A 12,247-nucleotide genomic window follows, 5' to 3' on the forward strand; every position below is an offset into this window, starting at 1 on the left:
CTTACCTATCACAACTTATATATACAAGTTATCATTTATTATTATAACTGAACCGAAAGCGTTTGTAAAATTTATCTTTATACTTCCTAAGAGGGTGTTGTCCAATAAAAAACAAGAGATCAGACATGTATTTGTCTAGTCTCTTGTCTAAAATAGCAAAATGTTCTGGTTTCTTCTATAAATGATGTTCAAAAGCTTGCATCTACGACAATAAGTCCTTTAAAATGAAAAATATGAGGAGCTGTTTTCTTAAATTTCTTCTTATTTCTTGAAGCTGACCACTTCTGTCACAACCTCTTTCTTAAACGGTGTTCAATCAGCTGACCTTCGGTATTAGCTCAAAAAACGGCAAAATATGAGGAACTATTTTTCCGTTTGTTTCTCTAATACTCAGGTCAGGACGCTGATTTCACAACCTCGATTTTTATTCATTCGATTTCAACGCATCAATCATATCGATATGCTTTAATTTGAAATGGGTAACAATCATCACAATAACCGTGAATACGATGGTTAATCCTGCTGATAAAACATAAGCCCACCATGTAATCACTAATGGAAAGATGACATTTTCCATAGATGCTTGTTGTAAGATAAAGTCAGTCAATACATATCCTACACCAAATCCTCCAATGATCCCTAAGAGAGTAAAAATGATATTTTCTCGAACAATATACATCGTGACTTCTTTATCAAAAAATCCAAGGACTTTTATCGTAGATAATTCGCGTACACGTTCGGAAATATTGATATTAGTTAGATTATACAAGACGATAAAAGCCAGCAATCCTGACAATACGACAAAGATTAATACAACCGAGTCTAAGTTTGCCATTGATTCTTCTTGCGTTTCGATTTGTTTGGACATGAAAGACGTATTTGTCACAGCGTCTGTAGCAAGCAGTTTCTCGGAAAGCATTTCTTCTTCTTTCGTTGTCATCTTATCTGTACGCACCAAAAATGCATTATCCGTCATCGATTGATCAGTCACTGAAGCGTAATATTCAGGGGACAGATAAATAAAGCTGCCTAGATAGTTTTTCACGATTTCTTTTACTTCGACTTTCCATTCTTTTTGATTTTCATCATAAAGCGATATATGATCTCCTGTAGATAAGTCAAATAGTTCTGCTGCTTTTTGTGTAATAGCGATTCCTGCTTTAGGTAAGGAACGTGGGTTCTCTTCAAGATTTGTTAAATGGATAAAACGATCAAAATCAGCTGTTTTACTCGGTACGATCACTGTCAGACTTTGCGAAGCATGCCCTTTTTTTCTCAATTCTACGGTTTGAGTATGAATAGCTAGGATCTCATTTACTTTTTCTTGCTGCTGCAACATATCCACTGCTTTTTGACGACTCTCTTCCGTGGATGAATCTAATGTAACGATTGCTTGATAGTCAATGATCGGTCCAAATTGTTTGGCTGAGACAGAACTTAGAGAATCTTTCAATCCCACGCCCGCAACCATCAGACCGGCACAGCCAGCAATTCCGATAATCGCCATAAGCATTCTTGACTTGTATCGGAAGAGATTTCGATAACTGATTTTTTGATTAAAGCTAAGGCGTGACCACAGCGGAGTGATGTATTCAAGAAAAATACGTTTCCCTGGCTTCGGTGCTTTCGGCTGAATCAGTGCAGCAGGCCGTTCTCTTAGATCTTTGAACAAAACAATCATTGCAGCGCCAAATGCGGCAATGAAGAATGCGGCAGCTGCTTGTAAAATCGGTGGCCAGTCATAAAAAACAAGGGCACTCCCAATGTCATATCGCTCGTTAGATAGTTCAAAAATGATCCTTGGTAAAAGATTCGTTCCTAATATCGTTCCTAAAACAATGCCTATTCCTGAAGCTAGACTTGCATAGATTGCATATTTTTTTGCGATTTCAACTTTCGTATAACCTAACGCCTTCAATGTTCCTATTTCCCTACGGTTTTCTTCTACCATACGCGTCATTGTCGTAAAAGTGATCAATGCGGCAATAAAGAAAAAGAAGACAGGAAAAACATTGGCGATTGCTGCGATACGTTCAGCCAGATCACCAAATTCTTGAAACCTGACATTTTCTGAACGTTCATTGTATAGGTATGATGGTTTAGTTAAATTTTCAATTTTTTCTACATTTTCGTTCCATTCTTCCTCTGCAGAAGCTAGTTCTCGTTCTTTCTCAACTAACTGCCTTTCTTGATCAGCGAGTTGAGCTTCTTGTTGAGACAAAGTTTGTACAGCGATTGTCCGTTGCGCTTCAGGAAGCTGCTGGATAGCTGCTGACTGCTGCGCTACCTGTTTTTTAGCATCTTCTAACTGTGTTCTTCCCTGCGCTATTTGTGCTTTGCCTTCTGTTATTTTTTGCTGTGCTGGTTCTAATTCTTCGTTTGCCGATTTTTTCAGCTCTTCTAAGCGTTCTTCGGGTCGATCTTGTAAATACTTTTCTGCCTTTTCTTGATTTTGCTCCATTTTATCTTTGTAAGCTTTGCTGTACGTATTCAAATTCTTTACGTTCGTAAAATCAAGATATAAGACAGAATAAATATCCGACTTGAAATTGGATTCAGGCAAATAGACAAAATAATCAACGCTACCATTTCCGACATTCGCGTATCCTCTCTCCAAATTGTTGATGAACAATGGAGAACGGACAAAGCCAGTGATGGTATACTCTTTTTCTTTCAATTCATCTGAATCAATCTGATAGACATCTCCGATTTTATACCCTGCATTCTCCGCTTTTTCATCTAATAAAAGTTGGTTGGGTTTTTCCGGGCGTTTTCCATCAATTAATTGTAGCTTGTTCTGCCTGCTATTTTTGTTATAAGAAAAGATTTGGATCACTTCATTTTTTCCAGTATTGGAATAATAGATCTGTTTTCCTGTTTCTACTTTTGCATCTGGGATCTTTTCTGCTTGAGCGATATCTTTTTGTGTCAAACCACCAGTAGAAACGATTTGCAAATCAGAAAGTCCTGCTGTACCAACATAGTGGTCCATCGTTTTTTGCATGACAGGTCCAGCAGTTTTGACACCTACAAATAAAAGTGTTCCTAGCATGACAATAAGGATGATTGCAATGAACCGCCCTTTAGATTGCCGGATTTCGCGAAAACCTGCTTTAAGATATGTTTTTGTTTTCATAAAATCCTCCTACCATACAATCTCATCAATGGATGAAGGATGCTCATTCAATTCCACTGACCTTACTTTTGCATCATTGATGTGGATGACTCTATCAGCGATGGGCGCTAAAGCAGAATTATGTGTAATGATCAAAACAGTATTGCCATGTTGTCTGCTAGCATTTTGCAATAATTTCAATACTTGCTTTCCTGTTTCAAAATCCAGTGCACCTGTCGGCTCATCACATAAAAGCAGTTTAGGGTTTTTGGCTAATGCTCGAGCAATGGAAACCCTCTGCTGTTCGCCTCCTGATAATTGGGACGGAAAGTTATTCAATCGATGAGCTAGGCCCACTTGCGTCAATACTTCTACAGGATCAAGCGCATCAGGGGAAACTTCCGTTGCCAATTCCACATTTTCTTTTGCTGTTAGATTAGGAACGAGATTGTAGAATTGGAAGACGAACCCTACATCTGTTCGTCGGTAAGCAGTAAGCTGCTTGTCTGAAAATTGCGCAATATCTGTGTTATCAATAATGATCTGTCCTTCATCAGGTGTGTCCATCCCACCTAAAATATTAAGAATCGTTGACTTTCCCGCTCCACTTGGGCCAAGTATAATCACTAATTCGCCTTTTTCAATTGAAAAAGAAATATCGTCATTTGCTGTAATGGTCGTTTCTCCCATCTTGTATCGTTTGTATTCATTTTTTACTTCGACATACTTCACGCTGATTCCTCCATTTTCACGATATTTCTCGCTTTATCTATGCATCGAATACGTTTTCTCACACTTATTTTACCATTGAATTTCTCTAGACTAAAGAAAGGAATTCTTTATTTAGTTGACAAATAAACGATTTATGATTTACTTACATAAAAAACATTGTTATTTGAAAGAAGGAACATCATGAATGATTTAAAGGAAAATATGATTTTTGATTTATCAAAAACTGCTTTTGTCGCGATCGACATGCAAAAAGGGATCGTAAATAACGGTACACTCTCTCCACACACTGCAGCATCTATTCTGACAAACAATGATTTGTTAGCAAAAGCATTGAAACATACCGTTGCCTTGAAAGTTTTAGTGAATGTAGACATCTCCACTTTCCCTTATTTGAGTCAACAAACTGATATGGGTGGAATGACTGCTGCTTCTGTACCTCCAGAATTCACTGATTTACTTTTGAAGGATTCTTTGAAAGATACAGACAATATGTTGACTATCACAAAATACAATCCAAGTGCTTTTTTTGGTACTTCTCTTGATCTTCAACTTCGTCGTCGTGGAATTGAAACCATCATTTTAAGCGGTGTAGCGACAACAAACGGTGTATACGCTACTGCATTGGATGCCTTCCAACACGGGTATCATGTCGTACTTGCTGAAGATGCTTGTAGTGATCGCGACAAAGAATCGCATCAATTGTTCATAAACAAGATATTTCCGAAAACTGCACGAGTACGTTCAACGAAACAAATAATCGAAGCGATCCAACAAAGTAAATAGGGTACTAGCGTATATGATTTTCATTTACTTCTTTTTGATTTCATGGGAAAATAACCACAGGATTTAGATAGGAGTATGAACATGGTGAAAAAAAAGATCACAATCAAAGAAGTCGCTAAACTTTCCGGCGTTTCAATCACAACTGTCTCCTTGATATTAAATGGAAATACGGAGAAATTCAGTCCGAAAACCGTTCAGAAAGTTTTAGCTGCTAAAGAAGAATTAGGTTATCAACCTGATTATTTTGCTAGACAAATGATTACCAAGGAAACGAAAACGATTGGCGTACTCGTTCCTGATATCACGAATCCATTCTTCAGTACATTGATGCGAGGAATTGAAGATATCTTGTACAATCAGAACTTCGTCACGATATTATGTAATGCTGATTCTGATCATCAAAAAGAAATCGAGTACCTAGCCGAACTCACACGTCGAGGTGTGGATGGATTCATTATCGCGACTTCTGCTGTCTCTACAGATGCAATCAACGAAAATTTGAAAAAACAAGGCCGGCCCTTCATTGTTTTGGATCAAAAAAAATCTGAAGGATTTAGTGATGCCGTACGAACAGACGATTTTCGCGGTGGTTATCTGGCAGGTATGCACCTGCTTAGTCTAGGACATCAAACGATCGCCCTTATCTATCCTGAAAATCTGCCAGAAAATGTCCACGCTCGAATTGATGGGTTTAAATCTGCTCTTGATGTTTACCAAATCCCTCACGACCGTCTGATCCTCTTGCCTACACAGTTCTCAAAACAAGGCGGCTACCAAATCACAGCCAAACTTCTTGATTCTGCTGCAACTGGTGTGTTTGCTTTAAATGATGAATTAGCTTTTGGATTATATCGCGGATTAGAGGAAGCTGGAAAAAGCATCCCAGAAGACTATAGTATTATTGGCTATGATAATATAGACATGTGCGAATATATCAAGCCAAAACTGACGACGATCGCACAACCAATCTTCGAATTGGGGCAAACATCTGCCCAATTATTGTTAGATCGAATCCAATTCCCAGAAAAAGAGTGGGAAGAAAAACGGCTACCTGTACGACTAGAAAAAAGATTTTCGACTGCACCCTTGAAATAGCTTTCAAGGTGTGCTATATTTTTATCGAACTATTAAAACGTTTTACTAAAACGTTTTAAAAAATAATTCTTCCCATCAAAATGAATGAGATAGTTGGAGGTTTGTGAAATGAACACGGTTACAGTAATTGGAAGTATTAATATGGACACTACCCTTCGTTTAACCAAAATGCCAAAACCAGGAGAAACGATGCATGCACATGAGATTTTTCACGCTGGCGGAGGCAAAGGCGCCAACCAAGCAGTGGCAGCCAAACGTTCAGGCGCACGAACATCTTTTATTGGAGGTGTTGGAACTGACAGTGAAGGACAGCAATTGTTGGATCTACTGACGAAAGAAAATATCGATACATCTGGAATTGCTGAAATTGAGGGCGCCGCAACCGGACAAGCAATGATTATGGTGGACGCAGCAGGAGAAAACAGTATCTTGATTCATGCAGGCGCAAATAATGCTTTCCATGAACAAGAAGTTCGAAAGAACAAAGAATTGATTACAAACAGTGACTTTATTATTGCTCAATTCGAAAGTAGTTTAGATGCGACGATCCGAGCTTTTTCTATTGCAAAAGACGCAGGAAAAACAACGATCCTGAATCCTGCACCAGCTAGAGAAACCATTCCTACTGAACTACTCGAAAAGACAGATATCATTATACCAAATGAGACAGAAACAGAAATTATTACAGGAATCAGAGTTACAGACCATGACAGTTTGGTCGCAGCAGCTGAAAAAATGCATGAATTAGGCATCGGAACAGTAATCATTACATTGGGTAGTACCGGTGCTTTCTACCACACAGAAAAAGAACAAGGTATCGTCCCTGCTTTTAAAGTAGATGCTATCGATACGACAGCCGCAGGTGATACATTTATTGGGGCATTGAGTAGCACACTTCAGCCAGATCTTGGTAATTTGAAAGAAGCGATCCTTTATGGAAATCTAGCCTCTTCTATTGCCGTACAGTCTTATGGTGCGCAACCTTCTATCCCTTACCGTGAAGCTTTAGAACAATCAGCAGTCATAAATTAACAACGAGAGGAAGAAACAAACATGAAAAAAGGAAAAGTAATCAATTCAGATATTTCACGAGTAATCGCGCAAATGGGACACTTTGACAAATTAAGTATCGGGGACGCAGGCATGCCTGTTCCCTTTGGTACTGAAAAAATAGATTTAGCTGTTTCAAATGGACTTCCAAGTTTTTTATCTGTTTTAGAAAACGTTTTAGAAGAACTTGAAGTACAATCCATTGAATTGGCGGAAGAAATAAAGACAATGAATCCGGAAATATTGGAAAAAATCAAATTACTGTTACCAGATACACCGATTAGCTTTATCCCACATGAAGAAATGAAAAAAGACTTGAATAACTGCCATGCATTTATTCGTACAGGCGAGATGACACCTTATGCCAATATTATCTTAGTGAGTGGAGTGGTCTTCTAATGGAAACGACAATGAATCCTGAACAGATGGTACTGTCCGAACAGATTCATCTGCTGATTGATCAGTTAGGGGGAAAAGACAATATTGATTCTGTCCTCCCATGTGCGACTCGGCTTCGTATCAAATTACAAAAACAGCCAGCAGCAAATGTAGAAAAATTAAAGCAGCAAATCCCTTCTATCAAATATTTCATTTTACTCGATAGATATGCAGAAGTAATTATGGATCAGGGATTGGCCCCTGCTTATAAGGAATTGACACGTCAAATCGATCATTCAGCTCCGAAAGAAAAGTTAAATCCGATCGAAAAACTATTTGGTTTGATATCGGAAATCTTTACGCCAATCATTCCCCTATTTGCCGGTTCTGGTATATTAAAAGGTCTGGTTGTTTTAGCGACTACGATTGGCTGGCTTAGTGAAACGAGCGGGACTTATCATATTTTGTCTGCCGCGTCGAATGCTGTCTTTTATTTTCTGCCCATCTTTCTCGCTTTTTCTGCCGCCAAAACGTTTAAAGTGAATGGATATATCGCGGCTGTCATTGCTGCAGCGCTGATTGAGCCAAATTTGACCTCTTTACTTTCAGATAGTGGAAAAGCAGCTACTGATTTTCTGGGGATCCCTGTAGTACTGATGCAGTACACGTCTACTGTCATGCCGGCGATTTTAGGTATTTTCTTTTATTCTTTTGTCGAAAGATTCCTTAAAAAATATATTCGCGAAAACATGCAATTAGTATTTGTACCTTTACTTTCATTAGTCATCACGGTTCCTTTGACATTAATGGTCTTCGGGCCTGCCGGTGTTTATCTTGGTGAAGGCTTAGCTGCAGCAATTACTTGGATGATGGATATTAACGGTCCGATCAGTGGAGCAATCATCGCTGGAGGCTGGAACATTTTGGTGATATTTGGTATCCAATGGGCTGTAAATCCTGTCATGATCAGCAATATCTCAGCTTATGGGTTCGACCGTATCGTTCCGTTGACAGGAGCAGCTAATTTTGGAATGGCTGGTGCAGCTTTAGGGGTATTCCTACGAAGTAAACGTTCAAAAACACGTTCGATCTCCGGTTCTGCTTTCGCTTCGATTTTACTTGCGGGAGTGACTGAGCCTACTGTTTACGGAATCGCGATTCCATTGAAAAAACCATTTGTTGCTGCTTGCATCGGTGCAGCTGCTGGTGGAGCTGTTATGGGATTTGCTCAAGTGAAAGCGATCGCTTTTGTATTTGGTAGTCTGACCACATTGCCAGCCTTTATTTCCGGTACTTTTTTCTGGTACTTAGCAGGATTGGCTGTTAGTCTAGTCGTAGCAATGATCACCACCCTTGTTAGCGGGTTTGATGAAGACCTGATGTCTTACGAATAATGAACGAAAAAAGACTGAAGTATGAGATGCTTATCACATATTTCAGTTTTTTTCTTTTTTAGGATCGTTATTTTTATAAATTTTTTGTGATACTCTCCAATCTTTGGTATAATTTACATATGCATGACCATTTTTATCCCCACTTGTTTATCCCCAAACAAAGATGGTTTATGCAATAAAATGAACATCAAACCACAACGAATGACTGCTCGTTGCTTTTTTACAACTTGTTTTATTTAGAATACTCAAGCAGATTCATGGAAAGAAAAAGCTTTTCGACACGATTATCTGTTCAAACGAATAACTTATGAATGCTGAATAAAACAGAAAATCAATGAAAGGAAAAGGACTAGTTTATTATGAAAAACAAAAAAACGATGCGTTTGCTAGCTGCTACTTGGCTGATTGCTCCTACTGTTTTGTCGACTAATGCCGTATTTGCTGTAGATAATCAAACAACCGATCAAACAGTCACAACAGGTACATCTACTTCCAGCTCAGCTACTAGCGAAACAACGGATTCTTCTGCAGAAGGCACAACCGGAACAACTGACTCATCAACAGAATCGACCGAACCAACTGATCCGGCTGATCCATCAGAAAATGAAAAGCCAGCCGAGACATATACCCTTACGATTGCTCCTTCTTTGATTGGGAAGATCCAACTAACTGCTTCGTCAGAGGATACCGCTGAACAGCAACCTTTGAATATCACAGAAAGCGGAACGGTAGAAGGTTTATCAGCAGGAATGAAGGTGACTTACACTATTACGCCAGCTGAAGGTGAACAAATTGCTTCAGTCGCTGTGAATGGTGCTAAAGAAGTGAACTATGAGGCAAAGACTTTTACAGTAGGTACGAACAATTTATCTATTACTGCAGAATTTGAACCTGTACCGGATACTTCAACAGAGGAACCAACTGATCCTAGTGAAGAAGTCCCTAGTACACCAGATCCGGAAACGCCAAATAAACCAGATGAGGGTAATAACAACAATAGCAACAATAACAACAATAATAATGGTTCAAATAATTCAAACAATAATAACAATAATTCGAACAGCGGGAATTCTTCGAATCAAACAAACCCATCTGGATCGAATAACAATGGAAATACTCAGAGAGAACCAAACCATCCAAACAATGGTTCATCGAATGGCGGAACAAACAATGCTTCGTCTCGTCCAAATACAGCAAATCAAAGCAGTATAGAGAATCCATCTTCTGCTTCTTCTGATTTTGTTGTAAAATCACCAATTGATGCTGTATTGCCTACAAATGCAACGAATGTCCAACAAGCAATCGTTCGAGAAGCATTCAAGCATCTTGGAAAACCATACGTATGGGGAGCAAAAGGTCCAAATACTTTTGACTGTTCTGGTTTGACTTATTACGTATATATTAAAGCAACCGGTCATTATATCGGTGGCTGGACAGGCGAACAGCAATATGCAGGTACGCAGATTCCAGTAAGTCAGGCCCAACCTGGCGATCTCGTCTTCTGGGGACCTTCTTCCGGTGTTACTCACCATGTAGGTATCTATATTGGGAACGGACAATTTATCCATGCGCCCCAACCAGGAGATAAAGTTCGAGTAACTTCTATTTCAGATTTCACGCCTGATTTTGCTGTCCGAGTAAACTTAGCAGGTTTACCTGCTGCTTCAGGTTCGCTGACAGGCGGCTCATCTATTTTAGATGGATTAGATGGCTCGTTCCATTTCAGTCAAAACCAAACAACTGATCAGTTCCTGAAAAAGATTGCAGATGATGCACAGGAAATCGGCCAAAAAGAAGGAATCTACGCATCAGTCATGATGGCTCAAGCTATCCTTGAAAGTGGATCTGGAAACAGCTTATTATCAAGCGAACCAAATCATAACCTTTTTGGTATCAAAGGATCGTATAAAGGAAGCAGCGTGACCTTCAATACACTTGAACAAGATAGTTCGGGACAAAGCTACCAAATCCGCGCCCAATTCCGTAAGTATCCTTCTTACAAGGAAAGTTTGGAAGACTATGCCGACTTGATCAAAAATGGACTGACTGGCAATCCTGACTTCTACAAACCAACTTGGAAGTCGGAAACAAAAGACTACAAAGAAGCAACCAAATATTTGGAAGGACGTTATGCTACAGATCGCCAATATTCACAAAAATTGAACGCGATCATCGAAGCGTACGACCTGACAAAATATGACGAACCGAAAAAAGAAGCAGCAACAACTGAAGAAGCAAGCACTGAAATCCTCCATATGTCTAAGCGATTCGATGTGCCAATCAAATGGACAACAGATGGCGTGCCAATCACAGGATTAGAATTTTCAACGATAAAACGCGTCAACAATGCTGCTTCCATCTTCCGTGTCGCTTCAATCTGGGATTTGTGGAACACTTTCACGGCAAGACAGATACCAGAAACAACTACTCGTACAGTTAAAGCTGCAACTGTTCCGGTACTAACTTTGTTAAGTTTAGACAAATCATTCTGGCTTGATCTGCCTTTAAAGAAATAGAATAAATAAAAAAGGGCGTGTGACAGTGTCACATTCCCTTTTTTAATTTACTCTATTTCTTTATATTTATTTATTTTGTATTCCGTTACAAATTCGCGTACTTGGTTAGGTTCCAGAGTGACATCTCCAAAGCTTTCAAGCCGCTCCGCACCTGGCAATTCTTGAGTCTCAAATGTGATACCGCCATGATTTACTAATTTCTTCCCACGCATTTTTGGCCCATCTTCTCCAAAATTTGCGGTAAAAATCACGATTCCCGAAGCATCCGTTTTTACTTGGATTGATACTTTTTCATCAGGGCTCGTCAATTCCGCTGCCTTTAGCAGATCGGGTTGTTTTTTCAATAAAAATGGATGATCGATACCGCCTACCATCATTGATTGGCGAAAATCACTGGCGAATACCTCACCTAATTTTTTAGGATGTTGAAAGTCAAATGCTGTACCGCTTACTGAAACCACTTCTCCTGTAGGCGTCGTATCTTTATTGAGCGTAGCGAATAATCGGTTGTTCAACCAAAGCGTATGTTCGTCGATTGGCTGTGCTGGATCACCAGTTAAATTGAAATAAACATGATTTGTCGGATTGAATACCGTTTTCCGGTCACTGATCCCTTGGACTGTCACTCGCCATGTATCATCATTCGTCAGTGTATACCGTACTTCTACGTCTAACGTGCCAGGAAATCCATTTTCCATGTCTGGACTAGTCTGATAGAAAATGACCGAGGATTCGTTTTCACCATTAATAACTGTATAATGCCACTGCTTGGCTTCAAAGCTAGGTGCACCGCCATGTAAACAATGTCCAGTATCTGGATCTGTTTTTACTTTGAATGTTTCATCATCTAATTTGAATGTGCCATCCGTGATCCGTCCAGCCATACGTCCGATTGAAGCTCCAATATAAGGGTCTTTTTCCAGATATTCTTTTGCTTCATCAAAGCCTAGAACCAACTCTCGTTTTTCATTATCGATCATTGTTTGAAAATGGACGACTCGTGCACCTAGATCACTGACAGACAAAGATGTCCCATTTTGATTCGTGATCGTAATCAAGTGATAGTTTCCGCCAAAATTTTGTTCATTGATTTCCATGTTCCTTGCACCCTCTTTTCTTTCATTTGTACTGATTCCAGTATACATGGAAACCGTTTTCTTAACAGCTTATTCCGTGAGTAACGA

9 protein-coding genes are annotated in these 12,247 nt (G+C 39.3%); 6 read left to right on the forward strand and 3 right to left on the reverse strand.

Annotated elements, in window-relative coordinates; genetic code table 11:
- Window positions 1-424: 424 nt before the first annotated feature.
- Both HMPREF2731_RS06850 and HMPREF2731_RS06855 read right to left on the reverse strand, forming a co-directional pair.
- Entirely contained in the window at window positions 425-3,136 is a 2,712-nt protein-coding gene (locus tag HMPREF2731_RS06850) for an FtsX-like permease family protein (RefSeq protein WP_070872624.1), read from the reverse strand.
- 9 nt (window positions 3,137-3,145) lie between these two features.
- Window positions 3,146-3,847, reverse strand: a complete 702-nt coding sequence (locus HMPREF2731_RS06855; protein WP_002310780.1) for an ABC transporter ATP-binding protein — start codon at window positions 3,845-3,847, stop codon at window positions 3,146-3,148.
- 180 nt (window positions 3,848-4,027) lie between these two features.
- Between HMPREF2731_RS06855 and HMPREF2731_RS06860 the strand changes: the two genes are divergently transcribed.
- From HMPREF2731_RS06860 to HMPREF2731_RS06885, 6 genes are all read left to right on the forward strand, one after another.
- Entirely contained in the window at window positions 4,028-4,630 is a 603-nt protein-coding gene (locus HMPREF2731_RS06860; protein WP_002320407.1) for an isochorismatase family protein, read from the forward strand.
- A gap of 81 nt (window positions 4,631-4,711) precedes the next feature.
- Complete coding sequence (rbsR, locus tag HMPREF2731_RS06865) at window positions 4,712-5,725, forward strand: ribose utilization transcriptional repressor RbsR (protein WP_002310778.1); 1,014 nt, start codon at window positions 4,712-4,714, stop codon at window positions 5,723-5,725.
- Between the two features lie 108 nt (window positions 5,726-5,833).
- Window positions 5,834-6,757 (forward strand): ribokinase, encoded by a 924-nt coding sequence (gene rbsK / locus HMPREF2731_RS06870; RefSeq protein ID WP_070872625.1) that lies wholly within the window; start codon window positions 5,834-5,836, stop codon window positions 6,755-6,757.
- A 21-nt stretch (window positions 6,758-6,778) separates the two neighbouring features.
- Complete coding sequence (gene rbsD / locus HMPREF2731_RS06875) at window positions 6,779-7,174, forward strand: D-ribose pyranase (RefSeq protein ID WP_002293242.1); 396 nt, start codon at window positions 6,779-6,781, stop codon at window positions 7,172-7,174.
- Window positions 7,174-8,547 (forward strand): PTS transporter subunit EIIC, encoded by a 1,374-nt coding sequence (locus HMPREF2731_RS06880; protein ID WP_002316674.1) that lies wholly within the window; start codon window positions 7,174-7,176, stop codon window positions 8,545-8,547. The genes rbsD and HMPREF2731_RS06880 overlap by 1 nt, the downstream gene beginning before the upstream one ends.
- Before the next feature lie 359 nt (window positions 8,548-8,906).
- Window positions 8,907-11,063 (forward strand): glucosaminidase domain-containing protein, encoded by a 2,157-nt coding sequence (locus tag HMPREF2731_RS06885; protein WP_070872627.1) that lies wholly within the window; start codon window positions 8,907-8,909, stop codon window positions 11,061-11,063.
- A 47-nt stretch (window positions 11,064-11,110) separates the two neighbouring features.
- Here the strand turns inward: HMPREF2731_RS06885 and HMPREF2731_RS06890 are convergent, their stop codons facing one another.
- Entirely contained in the window at window positions 11,111-12,160 is a 1,050-nt protein-coding gene (locus HMPREF2731_RS06890) for an aldose epimerase family protein (protein WP_070872669.1), read from the reverse strand.
- Window positions 12,161-12,247: the final 87 nt, after the last annotated feature.

It is taken from the genome of Enterococcus sp. HMSC072F02, assembly GCF_001837725.1.
Classification (GTDB): domain Bacteria; phylum Bacillota; class Bacilli; order Lactobacillales; family Enterococcaceae; genus Enterococcus_B; species Enterococcus_B lactis.

What these genes read in the sequence shown, in the direction of transcription:
- HMPREF2731_RS06850 (WP_070872624.1), bottom strand. Translation starts at nt 3,136, where the DNA reads ATGAAAACAAAAACATATCTTAAAGCAGGTTTTCGCGAAATCCGGCAA.
- HMPREF2731_RS06860 (WP_002320407.1), top strand. Translation starts at nt 4,028, where the DNA reads ATGAATGATTTAAAGGAAAATATGATTTTTGATTTATCAAAAACTGCT.
- rbsR (WP_002310778.1), top strand. Translation starts at nt 4,712, where the DNA reads ATGGTGAAAAAAAAGATCACAATCAAAGAAGTCGCTAAACTTTCCGGC.
- rbsK (WP_070872625.1), top strand. Translation starts at nt 5,834, where the DNA reads ATGAACACGGTTACAGTAATTGGAAGTATTAATATGGACACTACCCTT.
- rbsD (WP_002293242.1), top strand. Translation starts at nt 6,779, where the DNA reads ATGAAAAAAGGAAAAGTAATCAATTCAGATATTTCACGAGTAATCGCG.
- HMPREF2731_RS06880 (WP_002316674.1), top strand. Translation starts at nt 7,174, where the DNA reads ATGGAAACGACAATGAATCCTGAACAGATGGTACTGTCCGAACAGATT.
- HMPREF2731_RS06885 (WP_070872627.1), top strand. Translation starts at nt 8,907, where the DNA reads ATGAAAAACAAAAAAACGATGCGTTTGCTAGCTGCTACTTGGCTGATT.
- HMPREF2731_RS06890 (WP_070872669.1), bottom strand. Translation starts at nt 12,160, where the DNA reads ATGGAAATCAATGAACAAAATTTTGGCGGAAACTATCACTTGATTACG.